Raw genomic sequence first — 26,113 nt, 5'->3', positions numbered from 1 at the left:
CAGATCAACGCAGGCGGGCCGGCGGTGGCGCCGTTTATCGCGGACAGCTACTATAGTGGAGGGACGACGGCCAGCACGAGCAATGCGATTGATACGTCGGGGGTGACGAACCCGGCGCCGCAGGCAGTCTACCAGAGCAATCGCTACGGCAACTTCACCTACACGATACCGAACCTGACGGCGGGAGCGGCTTACACGGTGCGGCTGCACTTTGCCGAGACGTACTGGAATGCGGCGGGCAAGCGGGTTTTCAATGTGAGCATCAACGGGCAGCAGGTGCTGACGAACTTTGACATTTATGCGGCGGCGGGAGGGGCGAACAAGGCGGTGGTGAAGGAGTTTAGCGTGACGGCCTCGACGAGTGGGACACTGACGATCCAATTCAGCACGGTGGTGGACAATGCCCAGGTCAATGGGCTAGAGATCCTGCCGCCGGCAGGTGGTACGCCGATCCCTACACCTGTTGCGGGCGCCGTCCAGATCAACGCAGGCGGGCCGGCGGTGGCGCCGTTTATCGCGGACAGCTACTATAGTGGAGGGACGACGGCCAGCACGAGCAATGCGATTGATACGTCGGGGGTGACGAACCCGGCGCCGCAGGCAGTCTACCAGAGCAATCGCTATGGCAACTTCACCTACACGATACCGAACCTGACGGCGGGAGCGGCTTACACGGTGCGGCTGCACTTTGCCGAGACGTACTGGAATGCGGCGGGCAAGCGGGTTTTCAATGTGAGCATCAACGGGCAGCAGGTGCTGACGAACTTTGACATTTATGCGGCGGCGGGAGGGGCGAACAAGGCGGTGGTGAAAGAGTTTAGCGTGACGGCCTCGACGAGTGGGACACTGACGATCCAATTCAGCACGGTGGTGGACAATGCCCAGGTCAATGGGCTAGAGATCCTGCCGGCAGCGGGCGGCACGCCTACCCCAACGCCTACCTCCGCACCGTCTCCGACCCCTACTCCGACAGGGACCCCGCCAGCAGGTACGCCCAATTTCGGGCCGAACGTCTACATTTTCGATCCCTCGATGCCCAGCTCGACCATTCAGAGCACCCTTGACGCCATCTACAGCCAGCAACAGACCAACCAGTTTGGCACCAATCGCTACGCTCTCCTCTTCAAGCCGGGTACCTACAATGTCACGGTCAATGTCGGCTTCTACACTCAAGTGCTAGGACTGGGTCGCTCGCCCGACGATGTCGTGATCAATGGAGCGGTCAACCTCGATGCAGCCTGGATGAACGGCAACGCTACGCAGAACTTCTGGCGCGGTGCCGAGAATCTCAAGATCATTCCCTCTGGTGGCTGGAACAAATGGGCCGCGGCTCAGGCCTCGCCGCTGCACCGCGTTGACATCCAGGGCAATCTGCTGCTCTGGGATGGCGGTTGGGCCAGCGGAGGCTTCCTGGCCGATAGCCTGGTCACCGGTCAAACACAGTCCGGCTCGCAGCAGCAGTGGTTCTCGCGCAACGACCAGCTTGGCAGCTGGAACGGGGGCGTCTGGAACATGGTCTTTGTCGGAGTTAACGGCGCGCCGCCGCCGAGCTTCCCCAATCCGCCGGAGACGGTCGTCAACCAGACGCCAGTGATTCGGGAGAAGCCTTTCCTCTATATCGACCAGAGCGGCAACTACTACGTCTTCGTACCAGCGCTGCGCAGCAATAGTCAGGGCACAACCTGGGCCAATGGGACGCCGGCAGGTACCTCGATTCCCATCAGCCAGTTCTACATTGCTCATCCTGGGGACTCTGTCGCCACCATCAATAATGCCCTGGCCCAAGGTCTGAACCTGCTTTTCACCCCCGGTGTCTATCAGCTCAATGGCACTATCAACATCACGCGCCCGAATACGGTCGTACTGGGACTGGGGCTGGCGACGCTGGTGCCGCAGAATGGGGTCATTCCCATGACCGTGGCCGACGTTGATGGGGTCTCGATCGCGGGTCTCCTCTTTGACGCCGGTCCTGTCAACTCACCGGTGCTGCTCCAGGTTGGCCCCAGCGGCTCCTCACAGGACCATACCTCCAATCCAACCGTGCTCAGTGATGTCTTCTTCCGCATTGGTGGAGCTGGTCCCGGTCAGGCCACCCAGAGCCTGGTGATCAACAGCAACAACGTCATCGGTGATGATCTCTGGCTGTGGCGAGCCGACCACGGCAGCGGCGTCGGCTGGACCGTTAACCCTGCCGCCAACGGGCTGGTTGTCAACGGCAACAACGTGACCATGTACGGCCTCTTCGTTGAGCACTATCAGCAGTACGAGGTCATCTGGAACGGCAATGGTGGGCGCACCTACTTCTTCCAGAATGAGATGCCTTACGATCCGCCCAACCAGGCAGCCTGGATGAACGGCAGTACGCGCGGCTATGCTGCCTACAAGGTAGCGGACTCGGTCACCAGCCATGAAGCCTGGGGCGTGGGCAGCTACTGCTACTTCAACGTCGATCCCTCGATTGTCGCGGATCGCGCCTTTGAGGTACCCGATACAGCGGGGGTGACCTTCCACGACCTGGTGACGGTCTCGCTCGGTGGCGTGGGGACCATCCAACATATTATCAACAACACTGGCGGCCCCTCAAATTCGACCACGACCAATGCCTACCTGGTGAGCTATCCCTAGCTAGGGGTTGCCAGCCGCTGGGATAGGAAGGCTGGAAGAAAGAAAGAAAGTGCGAAGCCCCGCGAGAGCTGTGCAGATGCAGGCTCGCTCGCTGCTCTGTCAGCCCTCTCGGGGCCTGTTCGCGCAAGCGTCTCGTTTCTCCTCTCCTTCTGTGGACGTGCCAGTCTGTTCACTTCTCTCTCGTTAGAGGGCAGAGGCAACTGCCAGCTGTTCTCTCCGCTGCCTGGCCGCTGGCTGTCTGGTCTCCGGCTGCTCTGCCGGCGTAAAGATGACCTGGTCGGCTGTGCAGATGAAGGAATGGTTCCAGGTCTCAAGGGCCTTTTCCCACTCTAGCAGATCTGCTTTCTGCTGCTCTGCCGTCAGCAGGCGGGCAAAGCCGTAGCCTGAGAGCAGCAAGGGAATGCAGATACCTACCACGGCCAGAGCATATTGCAGGAAAGTGAATTGGCCGCTCGCGCAAAGCAGCATGACCGCGATGAGCGTGACGGTCTCTGTGATGCCCCCTACGGTAATGGGCCAGAGGAGAAAGCTGCGCTCGCGCGGCGGGGCTGGAGGAGCCAGCCGTGGGTCCTCGCGCTGCCGACTCTGCTTGTAAAGCTTCGGTACAGGTACGACGCTTTTGCTCTGGTGACAAATCGGACAGACAGGCATTGCTGTTGAGAGTTGGCGCTGCGATGCTCTTGGCAGATCAATCATAGGTTCATCAGCTCCTTTGGCTTTTTATTGCTCTTGTATGCTAGATTCGCTCGATATGCTGTGTCTCTTTCCTGCTGAGGAATAATAGAAGAAGACAATCAGTGCTGGCTTGGTCAACAGGGAGCAGAATCTCCGCTGGTCTTTCTTTGCTCTTCTTAAAGTCTAGGAGCGGGAAGCGCCAGCTACCAGAACCAGTCGCTAAGGGTTACCCACGCTCAAGCCAGGGGGAAGACCCTCCTCTTGGGAAAGGGGACGCACCTGGTAGGTAAGGCTAGAACTGTCCTGGAGACGGTGCTGACGGTATCAGCTCGCCAGACGAGAGATGCTATACTCTAAGCAAAGCCTTGGGAAACCCTCGGGAAAAGTCCGGGCTGACTAAGAAAGAGCACAGGCTGTCTGTTTGCTGGCTTCCTCCGCTCGAAGGGGGCCAGATTCCTGCCCTGGACGGGGGCCTTGCTCGTCTGAACGACTCTCGCCGAAAGAACACGTATGGTCAGGCATTGGCAACAGAACGTCACTCTCTATCAATTGCGTATCTTTCTGGCTGTGCTGCGGCACCGCAACTACACCCATGCGGCTGAGGAGCTGCATCTGAGTCAGCCAGCGGTCTCGGCTCAGGTCCATGAGCTAGAGCACTTGCTGGGTCTGCCCCTCTTCGAGCAGGTTGGTAAGCGCCTGGTGCCCACGCAGGCGGCGCTGGTCCTTGAAGAGCATGCCCGCAAGGTCATGGCGGAAATTGAGGCGGCGGCGGACGCCTTGGAAAGTCTGCATCGCATTGAAGCAGGCCGCCTCTCTCTGGTTGCCAGCACGACCATTGGCAACTACCTCTTGCCTGTCACACTGGCTCTCTTTCACCGCCGCTATCCGCGCGTCGAGATTGAATTGACCATTGAGAACTCCCAGGCAGTCTATGAGGAGGTGCGGACTGGTAGGCGTGAACTGGGGCTGATCGAGAGCCGTGTCGAAGCGCTTGATGAAAGCCTGCTGCTGACCCCTTATCGCCGAGATGAGCTGGTGCTGATTGTGCCTCCCTGGCATCCCTGGGCTCATCTAGAGAGTATCCCCTTAGCCGCTCTGCGTGAGGTGACGCTGCTTTGGCGCGAACCCGGCTCTGGAACGCGCAGCGTGATTGAGGCGGCCTTTCAACAGGCTGGAATTCAGCCTCCGGTTACTATGCAGCTCGGCAGCAATGAGGCGCTCAAGCGCGCCGTAGCGGCCAATATGGGCGTGGCAATTGTTTCGCAGGCGGCAGTTGCAGCTGAGGTTACTGCCGGCTGGTTGAGTACTGTCCGTATCGGCGAAGGTGCGCTCCAGCGGACCCTGCATCTGGTCCAACGCCGGGCCGGACGCCTCTCACCTGCCGCTCAGGCTTTCCTGGCCTTGCTCTTGGAATCGGAAGCTGAGCCAGCGCCTGGCGAGGCTCCGGGCCACTAAGGAACGGACGGCGGTTGTTGCGCTATGCGCAGGAGGTCACCCTGGACTCCCTACTCCGGCCAGCCGGCTAGGGAGTCCAGGGTGCTACAACGGTGATCTGCTTCCCTGGCTCCAACCCCTTTGGACCTGAGTCTGAGAGGCAGCCTGGCCAGGGCAAGAGGCCGCGAGAGGTCAGGGCGTGGCTGTCAGTGGAACCGGCCCAGGGACGGGTGTGAGGAGCAGCGGCGGTCGCGGTGGTTGAGAGAAATCGAAGTCGGCGGCCAGGTTCCCTAAGATCGGGACTTGCTCGCGGACTGTGGGCCGCGGGTCGGGGCGCCCATCGGTTTGGGGATTAAGGCGTTGCCCGTTGAGAAAGTCATCTTCGATGAACTTCAGATAGGCGTCGAAGCTCAGGGTCTGGTGATCGATGAAGCCCTGTCGGGCGTAGGGACTGATCACCAGACCAGGGACGCGCAGTCCATAGCCGTTAGCGTCGACGTGTGGTGGCACCACATGGTCATAGAAGCCTCCCCAATCATCCCAAGCCAGGAAGATAGCGCTGCTCTTCCAGTCGGGGCTGCTCATAACGGCGTTGATGAGTCGCGTGACGTAGGCTTCGCCAGTGCTGACCAGGGCCGGGGGATGCTCGCTATCCTTGCTGTTAGGCACGATCCAGCAGACATTAGGGAGCTTCCCCTCACGAGCAGCTGTAAAGAAGTTTGACAGGTCCTCGATGTCGCCAAGCTGGTGATCCTGCTTCACTGTATCGAAGTTGGGAAGCGGGTTCCAGATGCCAGGTACATGGACCTTTTGCGGCTGGGGGGTGCAGATCATCTGGTCATCTTCGCAGTCAGGCTCGGCTCCCTGGTCCAGGTAGTAGGCCCAGCTGACATGGTGCTGGTAGAGCAGGTAGGTTAGATCTGTCCAGGCATAGTCGGCTTTGCCTGGAGCTGCCTGTTTCGTACTGACCGGTCCCTGAATGTTGTTGACGCAACTCATGGGATCGCCAGCCCGGCGACAGCGGGCGGACCAGGCTGAGACCAGGTAGAGATGGGAGGGGAGGCTCCAGGAGGCTACCGATTCAAAAAGGTGATCCTGCAGCACGAAATCATGGGCATAGGTCCAGTAATTCGGGATCTCGCGAGCGTCGTGGTAGCCCATGACATCTTCTGGCTGGGTTCCACTGCAGATCGGATTCAAGGTCTGGCCACAGCCGCGGCGACCTTGCTCGGCCTGAGCAATAAAGCCATCCATCTTTCCGCCATCAATATCAGCGCGCGCGTTCGCGGCTCCGTGTGGCCCGCCGCCATTGAGGTCCTGCGTGTCGTGATAGGGCTTGACGCACTGCCTGGTAGCCGGGTCTGGCACGCAGACCGTGGGGACGCCGTTGCGCATGGGAATGCCGTCGGCTCCCGGGAAGGTACCAAAATAGCTGTCGAAGGAGCGATTCTCCTGCATGATGATAATGACGTGCTGGATGAGATGGATGCCTTTTGCCGGTTGCGTAGGAGGCTGAGGTGCGCCGCTGACGCAGGCTGGTAGCAGCCCTGCCAGTAAGAGTGCCACAGCGAGCCAGCACCAAGTTCGCTGGCGAGATAATGATAGTCGCAGAGCATGACGCATTGGTCCGGGTCCTCACTCATGGTGTTCACTGAAGATGCTCTTTCTGCACAAAAAGTCTCTCCGGCTTGACTGGTGAGGGGTGGGGAGGGGTAGACCTCCCCTTCAAGAGGATAGCAGACGAGACTCTAGAAAGTCTCAAGAATGGCTCAGCCTTTGATCTATTTGCTTGGGGCTAGCTGGTGGGACAGGTGAAGAAGAGGAGAGGCTTATGGACCTGGAGGAGGCTCAGAGGCGGTGCGCTCTGCCTCGGCTTTTGGGCGATGGGGAGCAGGTGGCGAAGGAGAGATCGACGGTTTGTTCGCGGCGCCAGCCATGAGGCTAATGCCCAGGCTCAGGAGGACGATGAGGCCGAGGGCGAGGCGCAGGCCCAGGAGGCTGGCCACGAAGCCGATGGTCGGAGGGCCTGCCATAAGGCCGGTGTAGCCACAGGTGGCAACGGCGGCCAGAGCTGTGCTGGTGGCCTGGCCCTGGCCTGCAAGACGCCCGGCGACGCTGAGGGTCAAAGGGAAGGTAACGCCGAGGCCGCTGCCGATGAGTGCGAAGCCGAGTAAGGCCAGTGGCAGCCAGGGCGTCAGCAGGACGAGCGCGAGGCCACTGGCCGCCAGCAGCCCTCCAAGACGTACCATCCAGCCCGCTCCCAGACGGGCCGTGAGCGCGTCACCTACGCCACGGCTGACCATCATCATAATGGAGAAGGCGGCATAACCGGTGGGGGCCAGGCCAGCCCCGCTGTGCAGGTTGCTGTTCAGGTAGAGGGCGCTCCAGTCGGCCATAGCTCCCTCGCCGAAGAGAGAACAGAAGGCGATCAGCCCCAGGGCCAGGGTGGTCCGTGTAGGGCGAGCAAAGGTTACTCGAGTACCTCCCTCTTTCTGACTTGCGCCCTGATCGCTGAAAGAGGGCAGAAGGGCTGGTATGGCACCGAAGGCCAGGATAGCTCCAGCGAGGGCGATGCCGCCGAAGTGGGCCGGCAAGGGAATGTTCCAGCCAGCGATCAGGCCGCCCGCCAGGGCGCCTCCCAGGCTACCCAGGCTGTAACAGGCGTGGAAAGAGTTGAGGAGGGGGCGCCCGTAGAGATGCTCAACGGCCACACCCTGCGTATTCATGGAGATGTCCATTGCCCCAGAGCTGGCCCCTAGCAGCGCCAGCGCCATGATCAGGAATGGCAGGGAGGGCACGAATGCAACCAGGACCAGCATGAGGCAGAGGCTCATCGTGGCCAGGATGACGACCAGGCGGCTGCCATAGCGCGCGACCAGATAGCCGCCGCCATTCATGCCAGCCAGAGCCCCAACCGCCCCGCTGAAGAGCGCCGTGCCCAGGGCCGCCGGCGCAAGAGAGAGCTGGGCCTGAACGGCGGGAATGCGGGCCGCCCAGGTCGCCAGCAACACGCCATTGAGAAAGAAAAAAAAGGCTACAGCCAGCCGTGCATAACGTCGACGTGGTGCAAGAGAGAGACGCGTCCTTGCGGTTTGCTCCATCGCCGGTCTATGAATACTTCCTTTCTGGTCGTTGCTCTGCTCTGGTGGCCCGGTCGGCCTGCCGGCCAGAGCCTGTCTGCGCGCGAACCCCGCGATCCTCCATCACCAGGATATTCGCTCTGCCGGCCAGCACGCAAGAGCAGAATGGGTCATTCTCTCATGGCGGCTTGCCCTTGCCTACCAGCCGTTGGATTCGGAAGCGAAAATATAGTAGCCCGGCTCCTCCAGCTCTTCAGGAATCCTGTGCAGGCCAATCTTGAGCGCAACCTGTTGAGATGGCAGGTTAGCAGCTCTGATGCGCGCGATGACCGGTAGCTGTGGTAGATAATCCCGGGCGAGCTGCAGGGCCGTGCGGGCCATCTCCGTGGCGTAGCCGTGGCCCCAGGCACTCGGCGTCAGACGATAGTAGAGGTTAAGAACGGTGTGCTCTCGCCAGCACTGCTGTTCCAGCCCTCCAAAGCCGATGATCGTCTGATCCTTGGCTAGCTCTATGGCCCAGTAGCCGAAGCCGTACCTGGCCCAGTGGTGCCGACAGAGCCGCAGCATGGCCTCGCTACTGGCCAGAGAGCGGTGGACGCTCTCCGGGCTGTACTGGTAGGTGGCCGGATCGCCATGCACGCGAAACATGGCTGGCCCATCCTCAGCCCGCAGGCGCCGAAGCAGTAGACGCGGTGTATGTACGGTACTCCAGATGACTGCCAACTCGCTCGCTGAGCGCCGGGCGAGCAGGGGCTGAAGATTCTCGTCGTTAGTCAGCGGTGGTTTGCCTCCCCTCTTCGTTGGTCACGGTGACGTCGCATCGACCAGGGCAGCTGCTTGCTCTCCCTGGGTCGCGACGCTCTGCTTCGTTCAGTCTATCACATCTGCCGGCTCTGACAATCCTGGAGAGAAAGTCAGAGGGATAGGCGAGAGCCTGCTTATGCCTCTCCTTGATATTGCTCGTCGCTAACCGGCTCCATCCAGTCGGCTGTGCGTCCATCGAGCTGCTCTTGAATAGCAATGTGCGTCATCGCCGTTGTGGGGGCAGCGCCGTGCCAGTGCTTCTCACCGGCTGCGAACCAGATGACATCGCCCGGACGAATCTCTTCGATCGGACCACCCCAGCGCTGGGCCCGCCCGCTGCCGGCGGTCACGATCAGGATCTGCCCACACGGATGGCTGTGCCAGGCCGTACGGGCGCCCGGCTCGAAGGTCACGCTGATAGCTCGCACGCGTCCAGGTTCCCGGGCTTCGAACAGTGGATCGATGCGCACGTTACCCGTGAAATGCTCAGCTGGCCCTCGCTGCGATGGCTGAGAGCCGCTCCGGCGGATCTCCATGATGCTTGCTTCCTCCTGCTGTGCTGATGGGTGGGTGTGGGTAATCACTGCTTGGGCTTGGGCGTTGCGCTTGGGGCCTGACTCACCTGCTCACCACGGCCAGAGCCAATGGCGGCCTGGCTGGCGCCGCTCTATCAGTATAGCATCTAGAGACGCTCTCTTGCCTGATCTGGAAGCGATAGGCAGAGAGGTCGGCTGTTGCTTGCGGGCCACGTGCCAGGTCCTGCTGAAGTCAGGCGTCACGGGAGAGGTGACTGGCTCGTGCCGAAGGCAGAACCGATTCGCGCTGTGGCCGAGGTTGGTTGACTGTCTGAGGAAAGAGGAGCGAGATAGCAACAAGGAAGGAATAGTCATGAAGCGGCCAGGGCTGCTGTCCAGATGCTCATCGTCTGTCGTTGATCTGCCCAGCAGACCTGAACTATGGTGAGGCCGTGAAAAACACAAATCCATCCCTCATCTACCTGTCCGTTGTCGCGGCAGGCGCTGCTCAAGGCAAGGAGGGATCTGCAAGGGGAATGTCCGCGATGTTTGCACGTCTAGGTGTATCCCGGCCTCACTGGGGGCGGGCAGCGGGCATCTGTGCTCTGTTGCTCTGCCTGCTCATCTCGGCGCTCGTGTTGCTCAATCCACTTGGCGCGCGCCATGTGGCGGCTGCCGGCAGCGTTCAAGTCACGGTCAATGCCAACCAGTCGTTGGGAACGTTGACCGCATTGAGCCGTGGCCTCAACACCGCCGTCTGGGATAGCAATCTGCTGGATAGCGCGGCCAGCACCGACATCAAGAACGCTGGCATTGGCATGCTGCGCTTTCCGGGCGGCTCGACCTCCGATGTCTACCACTGGCAAACGAATTCCCTGGTCCCCGGCCAGGGCGGGCTTGATCCCAACAATACCTTTGATGCCTTTATGGGTCTGGTTCAGTCCGTGGGGGCCCAGCCGATCATCACCGTCGATTACGGTGCTGGCACGCCCTCGGAAGCCGCCGGTTGGGTCCAATATGCTAACAAGGGAGGGCCTGGCTACAATGGCCCTGTGCCCACCTACGCGGGAGCCAGCAGTACCGGTCATACCTATGGAATCAAGTACTGGGAGATCGGCAACGAGGTCTATGGCGATGGCACTTATGGGGCCAGCTGGGAGTACAATAACAATCCGCATACTCCAGCCGCTTACGCCAACAACGTTGTTGCCTACAGCCAGGCGATGAAGGCTGTTGATCCCACGATCAAAGTTGGGGCTGTGCTAACGACGCCCGGCAACTGGCCCGACGGCGTGACTAATTCCGCCTCGCCTCAGCCCTGGAACCAGACCGTTCTGTCGACGGCCTGCTCTGCTATCGACTTCGTCATCATTCACTGGTACCCGCAGAATCCAGGCAATGAGTCGGACTCAGGTCTGCTGGCCTCGACCAGCCAGATTCCCAGCATGGTTTCAACCTTGCGCTCGGAGCTATCGCAGTATTGTGGCTCCCATGCCAGCGCCGTCCAGATCCTGCTGACTGAGACCAATTCGGTCTCTTCTAATCCCGGTAAGCAGACGGTCAGCATTGTCAACGCCCTCTATGAGGACGATGATTATATGACCTGGCTGGAGAACGGCGTGACGAACGTCGACTGGTGGACGCTGCACAATGGCCCGGTGGCCGGCAATACCAGCTCGTCTCTCTACGGCTCAGCCCAGTATGGCGACTATGGCGTGCTGGCGAACGGTGGCTGTATCAGCGGTGGGCCGTGCGAGCCGGCTGCCGATACGCCTTTCCCGGCTTACTATGGCCTGCAGATGCTCTCGTACCTGGGCAATGCCGGCGATACGATGGTTTCCTCTTCGTCTAATCAGACGTTGGTGGCCGTGCATGCGGTGCGCCAGGCCAATGGCGATCTGGCGGTCCTGCTGATCAATAAGGACCCGAGCAATACCTATAATGTAACCTTCTCGCTCAATGGCTACACTGCCGCCAGCAGCGCGCGCGTCTACTCCTATGGCCCCACTAGCAGCGCCATCAGCTCGACGAGCGTTTCGGGTTCGCCGCTGCCCAATATATCGATCCCTCCCTATACGTTGACGACGATTGTTTTTACACCGGGCAGCGCGGCAACGGTTACACCGACGCCGACACCCATGCCGACCGTGACGCCGACGGTAGCCCCAACACCGACGGCGTCCGCAACGGCAACTCCGTCGCCGGCTACACCGACACCGACACCGACGGCAACGGCCAGCCTGAGCTGTGCCGTGCATTATGCGGTCACCAGCCAGTGGCCGGGCGGCTTTAGTGCGAGTCTCACCATTACTAATACTGGAAGTACGGCGATCAATGGCTGGACATTGCAGTTCGCATTCCCGAGCGGCCAGACGATCACCCAACTCTGGAACGGCTCCTATACGCAGTCAGGGAGCACAGTGACCATTACGAATCTGTCGTATAACGCTTCGATTCCGCCGGGGGCTACACTCAGCTCCTCGCCTGGCTTCAACGGAACCTGGAACGGCAGCAATGCCAGTCCAACAGCCTTCACTCTGAATGGGCGCAGCTGCAGCGTCGTCTAACGGGTCGGGAGCTAGCGCCCGCGGTTCGCGGCATCAGTTGTTTCTATCTGCCTCTACCTGGACCACTCTTGTTGGGCTGTCTCGAAGCCGGCAGTGCTAGTTATAGCGCTGCCCTTCGGGGCAGCTTCTGCACCTTTAATGGTTTGGATGAAATGCAGCCGTGGCGCTGGATGGGTGCCTTTGCCCTGGTGGGTCCTATTGCTATATGCTATAATTAGAATACCTGCTGTAAATACGTAGATGAGATGGTCTGATGTTGAACTTCTCTTTCCCTTGGGCTGAGTTCGCCGTCCTGACCGGCGCGGCACTCGTCAGTGTTGCCTGTCTTACTCCCTATCTGCTCGAACTGAATAGTCAGGCTTTCAAGCAGGCACAGGAGCGCCTGCGGCGTCCCTTGTGGGTGCTGCTGTTGCTGCAGTGGTTGCAGAGTGGTGTGCTGCTGGTGGTAGCGGTGGGCCTGGGCCTGCCTATTGCCCATCGTATTGGCCTGGGTGCTCCCTTGCTGGAGGGGCTGCTGGCAGGTAAGGCGGTGACGGCGCAAGCGCAGGCGCTCGTTGGGCCGGCCCTGCTGTTGGGCCTGGGACCCGCCGCGCTGCTCCTGGTCCTGGAGATCGTGGTTTTCTGGCCTCGGCTACCGGAGGCCATGCGCACGGCCTTGCCGATCCCTGCTCTCTGGAAGCGTTTCCTGGCCTGCTTTTACGGTGGCATTGCTGAAGAGCTGTTATGTCGTCTCTTCCTGCTCTCCTTATTCGCCTGGCTGCTCGGCTTCATCTGGCACCTGCCAGGGGGCCAGCCAGCGCCCGGTGCCTTCTGGCTGGCTGCGGTCGTGGCGGCTCTGCTTTTTGGTCTAGGCCATCTGCCGACCACAGCGGCGCTGACCAGGTTGACCCCCCTCTTGATCGGGCGGGCTATTCTTCTCAACGGTGTTGTCGGCATCGCCTTCGGCTACCTCTTCTGGCGCTATGGTCTGGAGGCGGCCATGCTGGGCCACTTTTGCGCCGATCTCGTCTTCCATATCCTTGGGGATTCCATCGCGAAGAGGCTGCGCTCGGCGCAGGCGGGGGAGCCACCAGTCGATCGCGCGTTGTCTTAACCCTTGTAGTCTCTGTCACATCTGTTCGCTGTACTACACACAGTGCCTGGCCATAAGGAAGTCAGTTCTTATCGCACGAAGAAGGCGGAAAAAACTGCTGCTCCTTCGTTCTCTCAAGAGGATAGGTAGACATCCCCCGTAGTGCTCGCGAGCGTCGTTTGCTGCAGTAAAGAGCCAACCTTGCTGCCTTCAGGAGAGAAGGTCAGGTGATCCTCGGTGTTGCCATCTCCCCAGAAGCAGACGCAGTCACTCCTCTCGGTTCCAGCTGAGGTGGAACAGGTAGCCCAGAGTGCCGATTTGGGCCTACCCAAGAAGCACTACCGACCGTCGGTTCTCACCTGGTTTGAAGGTCTCCTGAGTATAGCAGGATGGTTACTATGTGTGCTTTTATCATATTTTGTTATTGCATTATTTATGCGCCACAATGATATACTTGAATTGCTTCGCGAGTACTTTTTCATCGTGCTACTGGTAGCAGGTGCGTTGCTGATACCAGCCTTACTACTCTCCCCACTGGTCTTACTCGCGCATGAGGTCACCTCCTCATGGGGGTTCTATGTGTACGATAGGGGATTGGTCTACAAAAGGGGCCGGCGTGCGACTGCCTGGCGCTGGGAACAGATTACGGCCCTCTGGCTAGAAGTAAGAGAAAAGATACGTATGATTGCTGTCGGTGACAGTTTTGTCGATTACAAGGAAACCAGGCGTTTATATAAACTGGAGTTTCAAGATGGTAAAAAGATCATTTTTGACCTGCATTTGGTCAGAATGCAGGAGCTACTCGATCTCCTGGACAAGCAGATTAGAAACCATCTCCTCCCCCAGGTCATTGCGGCCTTCGAGCAGGGCGACACAGTGACCTTTGGCGATTTGCGTCTCAACCGGGAGGAAGTGAGCTGGAAAGATAAAAGTCTCTTTTGGTTCGAGATTCGTGCCTTCACGCTTCGGGATACCTCTCTGATCATAGAAAAGATAGACAAGAAGAGGGTCTATTGGGATCTAGTCGCTATGCCCAATATCGGCCTGTTCCAGGGCCTCAAAGATTACATCTTCCAGCGCTATCAGGGCATCACTGAGCTGGAGAGTTGAGCGAAAGGAGGGGTTTCGGGCCAGCCGGGCTTCCCGCTCTCCGGGGTGGTCTCATCGCCCTTGCCCTGGTCTGGCTGGCCCGGAGTCAAGGCCAGTCGCTGCTAGCGAGAGTGCGAATCTGTCTTTCCGTCAGCCAGCCCAATTTCTCGGGATTGACCACGCCGTAGATCCGTCTGATGCGCTCCCCTTGTGGCTCCAGCTCCAGCATGACCAGTCCTACCGCTTTCCCCTGCGCCAGGCCGATGATGGCCGGCTGGCCGTTGACCTCGGCGAGCTGCGGCTGCAGATCTGGCGGGAACCACTTGCGCAGTGCGCCGAGCATGCCGCGTGCCACGCGCTTCGCTCCCTGGATTGGCTTCAGGGCGGCCTTGACCTTGCCACCGCCGTCGGCGACGAAAATGGCCTCGTCGGTCAGCAAGCCAAGCAATCCCTCGACATCCCCCTCGGCGGTTGCTTGTAGGAAACGGGCCGTGAGCTGCTCCTGTTGGGCGCGTGGGACGCTGAAGCGTCGCTCATGCTGACCCAGGCGCTGGTGGGCGCGGTGGAGGAGCTGTCGACAGGTTGCCGGATTCGTCCCGAGGATGGTTGCGATCTCCGGGTATTGATAGTCAAAGACCTCGCGCAGCAAGAGGACTGCCCGTTCGCGGGGGCTGAGCTTTTCTAGCATGAGGAGGTAGGCGAAGGAGAGCGATTCCGCCAGCTCTGCTGTGGCCACCAGCTCAGGATGCTCGCCTGTGGCCAGGGGCTCGGGCAGCCACGGACCGACATAGACCTCGCGCTGCGCTCGGGCGGAGCGCAGCTGATCGATGCACAGCCGCACAATGATCGTGGTCAGGTAGGCGCGTGGCGACTGCACTGCCTGCTCGTCGGCCTGCAGCCAGCGTAGAAAGGCTTCCTGTACCATATCCTCGGCTACGCTGGCCTCGCCTAGCATGCGGTAGGCGATGGAGAAGAGCAGGAAGCGGTACTCTTCAAAGATGCGGGCTGTCTCCTCGCTTGTGTTTGTCATTTGCCTGCGACTTGATCTGCGTGCCCGGGCTGGAAGCTCTCAGCGGCTGCTTCCCTGCCGGACCGGACGCGGTCATGCTCTGTCATGTGCCTTCCTCGTAGCGACACATGGCAGAGCATACCATACTTGACCTGCATTATGCTATGCTGCTACCCTGACGTGACGGGGTGCTCCTCGCCTGGCCAGATCGGCGAGCAGCAGCTGCGCCGCCTGACGGGCGCTGGCAAAGCAAGCGTCGGCGAGATAACCCTCATGGCCGACCCAGTCTCCTGCCAGGTAGAGGCCGCTGATGTGCTCCACCTGTGGCTCTGGGCGCCCTGCAAAGCCGTGACGGCTGGCGCTCGGCACGGCCCCCATGACCGGCAGATGGGGCAGGAAGAAGCGCTTGACCACCAGATCGCGCCAGCCCGGTTGTGCCAGGTCGAGCAGCGCCTCTAGCTCGCGCTCGTGCGCTCGGGCCTGGCCAGGGTCTGTCGGGTCAAGGTAGCGGACAGCGTGCAATACAGCTCCGCCGGCAGGCGCAACGCGAGCAAAGAGCGATTGGGCCGAGTAGAAGCGCGGCTGATCAAGGTCCAGGGAAACTGGCCGCTCGGGATGTGGCAGGCGCTGCAGAGCGACGTCGAGACAGGCCACAGGCAGTGGCGTCAGAGTTGCCAGACGCTGTTTCAGCAGAGGATCGGCTACCAGCCGTGCGACATCAGCTGGCTCAGTCGCCAGCACCACGGCCCGCGCCTCGTACAGGCGCCCGTCGCCCAGCTCAAGACCACGAACGCGCCCGTTATCCTGGAGGACTGTCGCGACGCGCGTCCCGGGCTGGAGATGAGCCCCGGCCTGCTCGGCGGCGCGGCGCAGCTCTGCGACCAGGGTCTGCCAGCCCCCATCGATGTAGAGCACGGGGCGTTTCAATGAAAGCTGCAGCTGAGTGACCACAGCCTCCATACTGATCAGATCTAGATTCCCGCTGTAGGTCAGCGTGCGGGCTGTGGCAAGCAGGAGCTGGCGTACACGTGTGTGCCTGGTGTGGGCATCGATCCAGGCGTGGGCGCTCTCGGCGGCCAGACGGCGTGGTTTGAGGAGCGCCAGCCTGGTCAGGAGTCTCAGTAGCTCCACTTTCTCGGCTCCGTTGAGCAAGGTCGTGCTCAGGAAGCTGGCGGCGTCTCCCGGGTAGGCAAAAAAGCGCTCCTGGAAGAGGGCCTGAACGCCGCGCGGTGAGCCGGCGTGGAAGCTGATGCCCAGCTCGCGCAGGACGCGGGTCGCCGCGCCTCCGCTATAGAGGGCGTGACCCCCACGGTTCAGGCTGTAGCCTTGATGAACCTGGGTGGCGGCCCGCCCGCCGAGGCTGGCCGCTTTTTCAAAGACGGTTACCTGCAGGCCGGCCCGCGCCAGGTAAGCGGCGGCGGTCAGTCCCGTCAGACCACCACCGACGATTGCGATATCTGTCTGCATCTTATTTTCCTCCCGAACAGGGGTGATCTTTGCTGATGACACAAAGCAGACGGGGGGCAACCCCGATTTGTGACAGTGTGAGCCGGAGACTTTGCTCTGCTTGATGGCGGCTGCTCTGGTCTGTGGCAGCACTGCCTGGCCGGCCCGGTGATGCGCAGCAGCGCCGGATCGTTCGCATTGTGACTGTCTCTCTTCCACTGCATGGTCTGCTGCTGGTACACTTGAGGAAGAAGCACGCGGGCTGTCCCAATAGTGCTTATCTGAATGCCAGGTGAAACCAGGGCGAAGCAAGGAGCACAGTCAATGGCGGAACCAGAGAATAGCTATCCGATTGACCCGGAGAACGCGGGTGAGTTGGCGCGGCTGATGCAGCAGGATCGGCTGCTGACGGAAGGGATGGGGGGGCTGCTACCCGAACCAGGGATCAGGCTGCCGGAGCGGGGGAGAGTGCTGGATCTGGCGTGTGGGCCAGGAGGATGGGCCTTAGAGCTGGCCTTTCACTATCCGAAGGCGGAAGTGATCGGGGTAGATATCAGCCGGCAGGTGATTGAGTATGCGCGGGCGCAGGCCTGGTCGAGGGGGCTGGAGAACGCACACTTTGAGGTGATGAATGTGATGGAGCCGCTGGCCTTCGAAGACGGCTCCTTTGATCTGATCAACGGGCGCTTGCTCGCTGGTTTCATGTTGCCGGGGGCCTGGCCGAAGCTGCTGGCGGAGTGCGACCGATTGCTGAAGCCGGGGGGCATCGTGCGCCTGACAGAAACCGAGGCACCTCTGACGACCAGTCCAGCCTATGAGCGCTTTGCTTCTCTGGTGGCACAAGCGCTGAAGCGAGCTGGTCAAAGCCTCTCGGCGGATGGGCGCCACTTAGGGATCACTCCCATCCTGCCGCGCCTGGTGCGGAAGGCGGGCTTTGAGCAGGTGCGGCTGCGCGCCACGGTCATCGAGTGGTCGATGGGAACGGAGGCCCACTATCCCGTCTTTAAGGATTATCTTCTCGGCCTGGAGCTGGTTCAGCCTTTCCTGGTGAAGGTGGGAGTGGCGACCAGGGAAGAGCTGGAGCGCTTGTATCAGCAGGCCGTGGCGGAAATGCAACAAGAGGATTTTTGCGCTCTCTGGCATTTGTTGACGGTCTGGGGCTATAAGCCTCTGGCCAGTCATGAGGCGGAAGCGGAGCCGGAGCAGGCTCTGTCTGGGTCAGACCTCGACAAGACGGACGGCTGAGGGATGGGATGGCACTGCTTCGATCTTCCTGGCCTCACCTCAAGTGGAGGCCGGGAAGATCGCTGCTCCAAAGAGGATCTGCTCGCCGTGAAAGCGGTGCACGATGAGAGTGGACAGGTGACGAGGGATAGTGCCGGATTCTGTAGTAAGGGTCGCTTGCTGGTTAGCTCAGCCTGCCGATGCTTACCGGATCGGCAATATTGTTACTGTATCCCTTCCGCTGCGCGGTCGACTCCTGGTACACTTGAGGAAGAAGCGCCAGAGGCAGTGGTGATCACGCTGATCTGGACGCCAGGTGAACATGAGGTTGAGCAAGGAGCATGGTTAATGGCCGAACCAGAGAATACCTATCCAATCGATCCTGAGAACGCAGGAGAGCTGGCGCGGCTGATGCAGCAAGATCGGCTGCTGACGGAGGGCATGGGGGGGCTGCTACCCGAACCGGGGATCACGCTGCCCGAGCGGGGGCGGGTCCTGGACCTGGCTTGCGGTCCGGGAGGATGGGCCTTAGAGCTGGCCTTTCAGTATCCGAAGGCGGAAGTGATCGGAATAGATATCAGCCGGCAGGTGATTGAATATGCGCGGGCGCAGGCCTGGTCGAGAGGACTGGAGAATGCGCACTTTGAGGTGATGAATGTGATGGAGCCGCTGGCCTTCGAAGACGGCTCCTTTGATCTGATCAATGCACGATTGATGTGTGCCTTCATGTTGCCGGGGGCCTGGCCGAAGCTGCTGGCGGAGTGCTACCGGCTGCTCAAGCCGGGCGGCATCGTGCGCCTGACTGAGACCGAAGGCCCGTGGTGTAGTAGCCTTGCTACTGAGCAATACTGGGGCCTGATCTATGAGGCCTTCAAGCGAGCGGGACAGAGTTTTTCACCGAACGGGCGCCGTATGGGGATCTCCCCCGTTCTGCCGCGCCTGGTAAGGCAGGCAGGCTTTGAGGAGGTGCGGGTGCGATCGAGTATCATCGAGTGGTCGATGGGCACGGAAGCCCATTACGCTGTGTTTAAAGACTACCTGCTTGGATTTGAGCTGATCCAGCCTTTCCTGGTCAAGATGGGGATGGCGACAAAGGAAGAGCTGCAGCGTTTGTATCAGCAAGCAGTAGCTGAGATGCAGCAAGACGATTTCTGTGCTCTCTGGCCCCTGATCACCGTCTGGGGGCACAAGCCGCCGGCTGCAGATGAGGATGAGCCAGAGACGAGAGAAGAGGAGGCTCAGCCTCGCGCGGAAGTAGAGGGCTAACAGCTGCCCGTTTTCTTGCTGGTAGCGGGCAGGGCAAAGTGAGCGCGCCTGCGTGCCTGCCTGATCAGTGGGCGACTCTCTGCAGCAGGGCCAGAGCAGGTCGATAGCCGCGGAAGAGAAAGCAGGCTGCCTTGCTTTGCCCGGTCCCGGTGGACGAAAGACCATGAGAGATGAGCCGGAGTAAGGAGTAGGTGCGGCATGGAAGGATCGGAAAATACCTATCCAATTGACCCGGAGAACGCGGGTGAGTTGGCGCGGCTGATGCAGCAGGATCGGCTGCTGACGGAAGGGATGGGGGGGCTGTTGCCCGAACCGGGGATCGCGCTGCCCGAGCGGGGGCGGGTCCTGGACCTGGCTTGCGGTCCGGGAGGATGGGCCTTAGAGCTGGCCTTTCAGTATCCGAAGGCGGAAGTGATTGGGGTAGATATCAGTCGGCAGGTGATTGAGTATGCGCGGGCGCAGGCCTGGTCGAGGGGGCTGGAGAATGCGCACTTTGAGGTGATGAATGTGATGGAGCCGCTGGTCTTCGAAGACGGCTCCTTTGATCTGATCAACGGGCGCTTGCTCTTCGCCTTCATGTTGCCGGGGGCCTGGCCGAAGCTGCTGGCGGAGTGCGACCGGTTGCTCAAGCCGGGCGGCATCCTGCGCCTGACCGAGATGGAACCCATGTTGACCACGAGTCCGGCCTATGAGACATGGATGGCTTTGATAGCCCAGGCGCTCAAGCGTGCGGGCCAGAGTTTCTCAGCAGATGGACGCCACTTTGGCATCATGCCGGTCTTGCCGCGCCTGGTAAGGAAGGCGGGCTTTGAGCAGGTGCGGCTGCGCGCCACGGTCATCGAGTGGTCAATGGGCTTGGATCTTCACTACGCGGTCTTTAAAGACAGCCTGATCGGCCTGGAGCTGGTTCAGCCTTTCCTGGTGAAGGTGGGAGTGGCGACCAGGGAGGAGCTGGAGCGCTTGTATCAGCAGGCCGTGGCGGAAATGCAACAGGAAGACTTTTGCGGGCTTTGGAACCTGCTCACAGTCTGGGGACATAAGCCCCTGGCAGGGGGCGAGAACAAGCCGGGGGAAGGGTCGTAGCAGAGGTGATCAGGCGCGGCGCACGAGTAACGCCCTGTTCCCTGGCGTGCTCGTGCCTGCCATGAGCGAACAAAGCGCTGCTCGTCTCTTTGCAGATCCCTGGCTCATGGGTTACAATGCAAATCAGAGAGGCTCGCGGGCCACCGGACTATTGACCGTATTGACCGACCGGGCCACGTCTGCCACGGATGTTCGTCCTCGAAGAAGAGAAAGGCGGCCAGTCTATGAAGCTGATCACCCCTGTTATCGAGCGCTGGCTAGAGGAGGCGCGCGAGAACCCGGAAGCCTTCTGGAGCAAGGCAGCGGAGCAGCTCCCCTGGTTTCGGCGCTGGGACCGCACCTTTGAGTGGACCCCGCCGACCTTCCGCTGGTTCATCGGCGGGGAAACGAACCTCTCCTATAGTGCCCTGGATCAGCATGTCAAGCGTGGCTGGGGCGGCCACACGGCCCTCATTTATTTGAACGAGCGCGGCGAGCGTCGCCTCTATACCTATGCCCAGCTCCTGCACGAAGTTGAGCGGCTGGCGGCTGCCCTGCGCGGCCTGGGCATCCAGCGGGGGGACCGTATCACTATCTACATGCCGACCTTCCCCGAGGCCATCATGCTCATGCTCGCCGCCGTGCGTATCGGCGCCATTCACCTCGTCGTCTTCGCCGGCTTTGGCGCTCAGGCCCTGCGCGATCGCATTGAGGCCAGTGGCTCGCGCCTGGTCTTCACCGCCGACGTCACCTATCGCAAGGGCAAAGAGACCAACCTCAAAGAGATCGTTGACGCCGCTCTGGCCCCTGGCAACGGCAGCGTCGAGCACGTTGTGGTCTTACAGCGTGGCAGTCAGCCGGTGACCATGCAGGCCGGGCGTGACCTCTCCTGGCAGGAATTTCTGGCCCAGGCCAATGGCCAAAGCGGCAGCTATCTTCCCCTTGAGGCTAACGAGCCGGCCTATATTCTGGCCACCTCGGGCACAACTGCCAAGCCCAAGCTTGCGGTCCACATGCATGGCGGCTACCAGGTACACATTCATAGTATGGGCCAATGGGTCTTCGGTCTCAAGCCGACCGACGTCTGGTGGTCCACTTCAGACATCGGTTGGGTTGTCGGGCACAGCTACATTGTCTACGCCCCACTCATCGCCGGTGCCACGACCCTGGCCTTTGAGGGGGCTTTGGACTATCCCACGCCCGACGTGCTCTGGCAGATCGTCGAAGAATTCGCCGTCAGCGGCATCTTCACCTCGCCCACTGCGGTGCGCCTGCTCATGAAGTATGGTGATGAGCCACCAAGCCGCTACAATCTCTCCTCGCTAGAGCGCGTCTTTTGTGCTGGCGAGGTCCTCAATGCTCCGGCCTGGTCGTGGTTGCAGGAGAGCGTCCTGCGCAATCGTGTCCCCGTCATCGATCACATGTGGCAGACCGAGACCGGTGGGCCGATCTTTGGCAATCCCTACGGTCTGGGCATGCTCCCGATCAAGCCCGGCTCGGCTACCATCCCTCTGCCTGGCATCGAGGCCCGCGTTGTCTCCCCGCTGGACGGTTCGCCGCTCGGTCCTGGCGAGAAGGGGGTGATGGTCATCACGCGCCCCTTCCCCGGCCTGATCCCAACGCTCTGGGGTGATCCAGAGCGCTATGCGCGCGATTACTGGGGTATCTTGCCCGGTGTCTACTACACCGGCGACTCCGCTCATGTCGACGAGGATGGCTACGTCTGGTTTGCCGGGCGCGCCGATGAGATCATTAAGATCGCCGGCCATCGTATTGGCACCATCGAGGTCGAGACCGCTTTCCTCAAACATCCTGCCGTTGCGGAGGCTGGTGTCACCGGGCGCCCCGATGAGCTGCGCGGCGAGGTAATCGTGGCCTTCGTCGTCCTCAAGCAGGACTACGAGCCATCCGAGGAGCTAAAGCAGGAGCTGCTCAAAACGGTGCGCACAGAGCTGGGCCCGGTGGCCGTCATCGGCGAGCTGAATTTCGTCAATATGCTACCTAAGACGCGCAGCGGCAAGATCATGCGCCGCGTGCTGCGCGCTGTCACCCTGGGGCGCGACCCTGGTGATGTCTCGACCATTGAGGACGAGACATCGGTCGCAGAGGCGCGCCTGGCCTGGCAGCGGCTGCAATCCGATCTCTCCACCCGTTAAATCAACACCCCTGCTATCCCCTGGCTTCCTTGGATCACAAGAAGCCAGGGGTCTCTCTTGAGACGGCTCGCATCTGGCTGGAGCTGCTCGTAACCTCTCAGCAACAAGGCGGCGTCTTCCCCCGGCAGGCGCGAGGATCACCGGTGGCTGCCCCTTTCCCCAGATGTATGGCCGCGTGGGTGGTCGCCCGAGACCGTGAGCTGTGCTGGAGACGGTGGTTCTGTCCTGGCCATTACGGCTTAGTTTGTGCTAACAGCCAGGCTCTCCAGTTCCTGGCGCAGCCGCTGCATATCGCGGGCCGGCGGTAGCCCGAAGAGGCTGCGATAATCGCGGTTAAAGTGCGAGACATCCTGATAGCCGACGCGGAAAGCGGCGCTGGTGGCATCTAATCCCTCGTTGAGCATCAGGTGGCGCGCCTCCTGCAGGCGCAGCTGCTTCAAATACTGGAGTGGGCTGAGACCGGTAACAGCCTTGAAGTGATGGTGCAGGCTAGAGACGCTCATCCCCAGCTCGCGAGCCAGCCTTTCGACGCGCAGCGGCTCCGAAAGATGCCGGCGCAAGTACGAGACGGCGCTGGCGATCTCCGAGGGCATGCCGCCCCGCAAGGCCAGATGGCAGAGACGCCTCCCCTGCTCGCCGACCAGCAGGCGATAGATAATCTCCTGGGTGACCAGGGGCATCAGCACCGGAGCCTCCTCGGGCGTGTCGAGCAGCCTGACCAGACGCACCACCGCATCCAGCAGCCGCTCATCCAGAGGGCTGACATCCAGGGCGTGTGCCGAGCTACGCCGGGGCACATAGCCGGCAGAAAGCAGCACCGCGGTGACTTGTGAAGGCTCAAGGCGCAGGGTCAGGCTCAGATACGGTCGCTCTGGGCTGGCTTCAATGACGCGGCTGAAGCGTGGCAGCTCAACAGTCGCTAGCAGGTAATGGAACGGGTCGTACTCATAGCGACTGTGCTCAACGAATACCTCCTTGCGCCCCTGAGCGATCACGCAGAAGGACGGTTCGGCAACGCTGGGTAAGGGGAGAGATGGTGAAGAGAGGCGCGCCAGAACGAGGCCCTCAAGTGGTTCGATAGCTCCATCGCGTGGAGTGGCCCGCGCAATGCGCTCGGCCAGTTCCTCGCGGTTGGCCTGAAGGCGCTGGAGTAGCCGCTCGTCATATTGGCGCTCGTGCTCTGCAACGGCGATAAGAGTCATTGAATAGGAACCTCCTCCACGATGGCGTTGCCTCTCGGCATGTGCAGAATCAGCCAATTCTTAACGAGAATTATTCTATCACCTTTGCCAGGGCAATCTCTATAATGCCACTAGAGGAAAGAAAGCCGGCCTGCGCTGCTGATCTCTCTGCTCAGAGAGAATGAATAAAGACGGGCTGAGGGCTTTGACTGGCAGGGCGGCAGGAACCTGGCGGCTGACCTACCTGGCTTACTTGCTCCCGCTCAGCGCTGGATGCCCAGCGGTGAGGGAGGTAAGTGAGTGCAATTGAGGAAGGGAGAATGAAGACAATGGAGATCAGAAGAAGTGGCTCGCAGCCCTCACAACAAGGACCGGCTGCTACCTTTACTGGAACAGTGCGCATTGATCCTTTATTCGAGGCGCCCAGTCCGGCGCGCGTGCGCATGGCCAGTGTTACCTTTGAGCCTGGAGCGCGCACAGCCTGGCACAGTCATCCGTTGGGGCAGACCCTGATCGTGACCGCTGGCTGTGGGCGGGCCCAGCGCTGGGGGGGTCCGATCGAGGAGATTCGTCCGGGTGATGTCGTCTGGTTTGCACCCGGTGAGAAGCACTGGCACGGGGCGGCGCCAGCTACGGCTATGACCCATATTGCCATTCAAGAAGAGCTTGATGGCAAGGTAGCCGACTGGATGGAACACGTTAGCGATGAACAGTACTCCGGGCAGCAGCAGCAGTCATAACAGGCCGACGAAAGCAGACTCCCTCTGGTGGATAGGCGGCTGCTGCTTTGATCGGGGAGAAAGGATAGTAGTTCTGCTATGAGTCAAAGGGACATCCGCACGCTGCTACAGCGCCGCAGTGAAATTGATATTACGGTTAAAGGGCGCACCAGCGGGCGTGCTTACACGTACCCGGTGTGGTTTGTACTAGAGGGCGATGCCCTCTATTTGCTGCCTGTACGCGGGACCGAGACCGGCTGGTACAAGAACCTGCGCCAGGCTCCGACCTTGCAAGTGCGTGCTGGTCAGCAGGCTCTCACCACCCCTGTGCGTCTGATTGAGGATCAAAGCCGTGTCGCTGCCATTACCGAGCGCTTCCGCGAGAAGTACGGAGCCAGGCAGATTCAGGCGTACTATCCGCTCATCAACGTCGCCGTCGAGGTCCCGTTGAGCAGTCCAGGCCATTAAATGCCTGGCGCTACCCACGTGGGCAGGACCTTATCAGGTGCGACCGGAGGAGGCCAGCCATCAGAACAGCAGCCTGGCAAGGGCGCAGATGGCTGGCCTTGTTCGCTACCAGGCAGCAGCAACTGATGTAGCGCGCCCCCGCCCCGGCTCATAGGCTGCTCGGGACCATAATTAGGCGCATGACACACTTCCTGGCATCGGTGGGGCGAATATGCGCGAGTATGCGTATGCACTGGAGCAGGCCGGGAGCACTGAGCGTAGGGCGTGGCGTCAGGCTCCGGTCCCCTACAAGCGACTCGCATTGCGCTATCTGGCCGTGGGCTATCTCAGGACACCAAAGCACTCAGGGAAAGAAAAGCTTTACGTGCAATTGCTGACTACTCCTTTCCCAAGGAAAGGAAATCAACGTATCTTCTATCCCTGAAGCCAGGGCATACTCTGCAGCTTCATCGAGCTACAGAGCTGCCCCGCGTCTTGCAGAACATGGCCTATCGAGAAAAGAGCCTGGCAGGTCACGCTCTCGGAGAGACAGCGCCGTTCAGGCTCCCTACCACCAGTCTGGCTCTGTAGAAAGCTCGTCCGGGGAAACCGGCTTGCGTCCCCAGACCTTTAGCAACGGCCAGAGGGCGCAAAAATCCTCGTCCTGTAGCTCGGTCAGAGTTTGCTCCTCTAGCTGCTCTAACTCTTCCTTAGAGGCTATGCCCGTTGTAAGGATCAAAGAAGCAAAACGCTTGAAGCTGCCCAAGAAAGCTTTACAACCGGCGAGATAGGCCTCGCTTCCCTGCGACCACTCGATGAGATGAGAACGCACCCGCACATCCATGAAACCCGCCTGGCGCAACAGGCGCGGCAGCACCACGGTGATACCAAGATGGCGCCCGTCCACCGAGAAGCTCTGGCCTGCGCGCTGAAGAGCTTCACTCACAAAGCACCAGCTGCGTTCAGCCGCCAGACTGGTGGTCAGCGGCCCCTCGCTTTCGAGCAGGCTCAGCCTGCCACCGGGTTTCAGTAAGCGACAAGACTCGGCCAGGAGCCGTGGCCAGGCGTTCGGTGGCAGGCAGGGGGAGAGGAGCCGCCCGTAGATCCGATCAAAGGACGCATCAGGAAAGGGGAGCGACTCCCTGCCAGTCACCACCTGGAAGCTGACTTGTTCCAGATTACGCGCCCAGGCCTGGGCCTGCGCGTGCTCGATGAGCTGAGGATGGGGGTCAATACCGAGCACCGCGATCCCTGGATACTGGGAGGCCAGCTCCAGGGCCCAGCTGCCAGTCCCACATGCCATATCAAGCACCCGTCCCCCGTCGGGTGGAAGCTCCTCCTCGGCTAGCGCATTTCCCAGACCTTCCAGCAGTAGACGCTCCAATTGCGTCAAGTATTCTATCTCGCGATCTTGCGTTGCACTACCGATCGACATATCGTTAGGTTCTCTTCTCGTCATGCATACGTGCTCCTCTTAAGACTGACGGAGGCGAGTCAACGCTCACGCCAGGCATCCGCCATATGGTCACTGGAGGGAGGCGCGACGGAGGAGCCGTCTATCTAACCCGTTGCGCAACGCGACCGGACCTGACCCGAGCCAGCTGTCATGGCTCCGGCCAGTGGCCTGGATGCCATCGCCGGGCAGGGCATAAGCGCCCACACTCTAGCGGAGTGCCAGCTGGCCGCCTGCCAGACTCTCGGCGCTTATCCCCTCCCCTGCGCTCTGCAAAACTCGCGTCAAC

The 26,113-nt window shown here is 60.8% G+C and carries 20 protein-coding genes; 11 read left to right on the top strand and 9 right to left on the bottom strand.

The window, feature by feature from the left end:
- Positions 1–2,625 (top strand): malectin (locus tag KTAU_RS12395; protein ID WP_170293254.1); only part of this gene is annotated, 2,625 nt, incomplete at its 5' end.
- Positions 2,626–2,808: 183 nt separating this feature from the next.
- On the opposite strand, the gene KTAU_RS12390 is transcribed toward KTAU_RS12395, so the two are convergent.
- Positions 2,809–3,321 (bottom strand): hypothetical protein, encoded by a 513-nt coding sequence (locus KTAU_RS12390; protein WP_151728663.1) that lies wholly within the window; start codon positions 3,319–3,321, stop codon positions 2,809–2,811.
- Between the two features lie 489 nt (positions 3,322–3,810).
- On the opposite strand from KTAU_RS12390, the gene KTAU_RS12385 reads away from it, so the two are divergent.
- The gene (locus tag KTAU_RS12385) at positions 3,811–4,755 is read left to right on the top strand and encodes a LysR family transcriptional regulator (RefSeq protein WP_151728662.1); all 945 of its coding nucleotides are present in this window, start codon (positions 3,811–3,813) and stop codon (positions 4,753–4,755) included.
- A 171-nt stretch (positions 4,756–4,926) separates the two neighbouring features.
- Here KTAU_RS12385 and KTAU_RS12380 read toward each other — a convergent pair whose 3' ends face one another.
- From KTAU_RS12380 to KTAU_RS12365, 4 genes are all read right to left on the bottom strand, one after another.
- A complete protein-coding gene (locus KTAU_RS12380; RefSeq protein ID WP_228026432.1) occupies positions 4,927–6,300 on the bottom strand; it encodes an alkaline phosphatase family protein in 1,374 nt (457 codons plus the stop codon).
- Positions 6,301–6,563: 263 nt separating this feature from the next.
- Positions 6,564–7,835 (bottom strand): MFS transporter, encoded by a 1,272-nt coding sequence (locus tag KTAU_RS12375; RefSeq protein WP_151728660.1) that lies wholly within the window; start codon positions 7,833–7,835, stop codon positions 6,564–6,566.
- A 177-nt stretch (positions 7,836–8,012) separates the two neighbouring features.
- Positions 8,013–8,537 (bottom strand): GNAT family N-acetyltransferase, encoded by a 525-nt coding sequence (locus tag KTAU_RS12370; protein WP_170293253.1) that lies wholly within the window; start codon positions 8,535–8,537, stop codon positions 8,013–8,015.
- 215 nt (positions 8,538–8,752) lie between these two features.
- On the bottom strand, positions 8,753–9,154 hold the full coding sequence (locus tag KTAU_RS12365) for a (R)-mandelonitrile lyase (protein ID WP_151728658.1): 402 nt from the start codon (positions 9,152–9,154) through the stop codon (positions 8,753–8,755).
- 524 nt (positions 9,155–9,678) lie between these two features.
- On the opposite strand from KTAU_RS12365, the gene KTAU_RS12360 reads away from it, so the two are divergent.
- The 3 genes from KTAU_RS12360 to KTAU_RS12350 all read left to right on the top strand — a co-directional run bounded on the left by KTAU_RS12360 (position 9,679) and on the right by KTAU_RS12350 (position 13,882).
- On the top strand, positions 9,679–11,700 hold the full coding sequence (locus KTAU_RS12360) for a cellulose binding domain-containing protein (protein ID WP_228026431.1): 2,022 nt from the start codon (positions 9,679–9,681) through the stop codon (positions 11,698–11,700).
- A gap of 253 nt (positions 11,701–11,953) precedes the next feature.
- Entirely contained in the window at positions 11,954–12,793 is an 840-nt protein-coding gene (locus KTAU_RS12355; protein ID WP_151728656.1) for a CPBP family glutamic-type intramembrane protease, read from the top strand.
- 216 nt (positions 12,794–13,009) lie between these two features.
- Complete coding sequence (locus KTAU_RS12350) at positions 13,010–13,882, top strand: DUF6585 family protein (RefSeq protein WP_308789049.1); 873 nt, start codon at positions 13,010–13,012, stop codon at positions 13,880–13,882.
- An 85-nt stretch (positions 13,883–13,967) separates the two neighbouring features.
- On the opposite strand, the gene KTAU_RS12345 is transcribed toward KTAU_RS12350, so the two are convergent.
- Positions 13,968–14,891, bottom strand: a complete 924-nt coding sequence (locus tag KTAU_RS12345) for an RNA polymerase sigma-70 factor (protein ID WP_151728654.1) — start codon at positions 14,889–14,891, stop codon at positions 13,968–13,970.
- A 141-nt stretch (positions 14,892–15,032) separates the two neighbouring features.
- The gene (locus KTAU_RS12340; protein WP_151728653.1) at positions 15,033–16,337 is read right to left on the bottom strand and encodes a phytoene desaturase family protein; all 1,305 of its coding nucleotides are present in this window, start codon (positions 16,335–16,337) and stop codon (positions 15,033–15,035) included.
- Between the two features lie 303 nt (positions 16,338–16,640).
- Here KTAU_RS12340 and KTAU_RS12335 point away from each other — a divergent pair, with 303 nt between their 5' ends.
- The 4 genes from KTAU_RS12335 to KTAU_RS12320 all read left to right on the top strand — a co-directional run bounded on the left by KTAU_RS12335 (position 16,641) and on the right by KTAU_RS12320 (position 22,024).
- The gene (locus KTAU_RS12335) at positions 16,641–17,561 is read left to right on the top strand and encodes a class I SAM-dependent methyltransferase (protein WP_170293252.1); all 921 of its coding nucleotides are present in this window, start codon (positions 16,641–16,643) and stop codon (positions 17,559–17,561) included.
- 327 nt (positions 17,562–17,888) lie between these two features.
- The gene (locus KTAU_RS12330) at positions 17,889–18,806 is read left to right on the top strand and encodes a class I SAM-dependent methyltransferase (protein ID WP_170293251.1); all 918 of its coding nucleotides are present in this window, start codon (positions 17,889–17,891) and stop codon (positions 18,804–18,806) included.
- Between the two features lie 198 nt (positions 18,807–19,004).
- Positions 19,005–19,889 (top strand): class I SAM-dependent methyltransferase, encoded by an 885-nt coding sequence (locus tag KTAU_RS12325; RefSeq protein ID WP_151728650.1) that lies wholly within the window; start codon positions 19,005–19,007, stop codon positions 19,887–19,889.
- Positions 19,890–20,113: 224 nt separating this feature from the next.
- Complete coding sequence (locus tag KTAU_RS12320) at positions 20,114–22,024, top strand: acetate--CoA ligase (protein ID WP_151728649.1); 1,911 nt, start codon at positions 20,114–20,116, stop codon at positions 22,022–22,024.
- Between the two features lie 239 nt (positions 22,025–22,263).
- Here KTAU_RS12320 and KTAU_RS12315 read toward each other — a convergent pair whose 3' ends face one another.
- Positions 22,264–23,226: an AraC family transcriptional regulator gene (locus KTAU_RS12315; protein ID WP_151728648.1), complete on the bottom strand. Its 963-nt coding sequence runs from the start codon at positions 23,224–23,226 to the stop codon at positions 22,264–22,266.
- A gap of 308 nt (positions 23,227–23,534) precedes the next feature.
- Between KTAU_RS12315 and KTAU_RS12310 the strand changes: the two genes are divergently transcribed.
- Positions 23,535–23,945, top strand: a complete 411-nt coding sequence (locus tag KTAU_RS12310; RefSeq protein WP_151728647.1) for a (R)-mandelonitrile lyase — start codon at positions 23,535–23,537, stop codon at positions 23,943–23,945.
- 78 nt (positions 23,946–24,023) lie between these two features.
- Complete coding sequence (locus KTAU_RS12305; RefSeq protein WP_151728646.1) at positions 24,024–24,392, top strand: nitroreductase/quinone reductase family protein; 369 nt, start codon at positions 24,024–24,026, stop codon at positions 24,390–24,392.
- Positions 24,393–24,939: 547 nt separating this feature from the next.
- Here the strand turns inward: KTAU_RS12305 and KTAU_RS12300 are convergent.
- A complete protein-coding gene (locus KTAU_RS12300; protein WP_151728645.1) occupies positions 24,940–25,830 on the bottom strand; it encodes a class I SAM-dependent methyltransferase in 891 nt (296 codons plus the stop codon).
- Positions 25,831–26,113 lie beyond the last annotated feature (283 nt).

The organism is Thermogemmatispora aurantia, from assembly GCF_008974285.1.
Taxonomy (GTDB): Bacteria; Chloroflexota; Ktedonobacteria; order Ktedonobacterales; family Ktedonobacteraceae; genus Thermogemmatispora; species Thermogemmatispora aurantia.
Note: the sequence above shows the minus strand (reverse complement) of the source record. Positions and strands in the feature narration are given on the sequence as shown.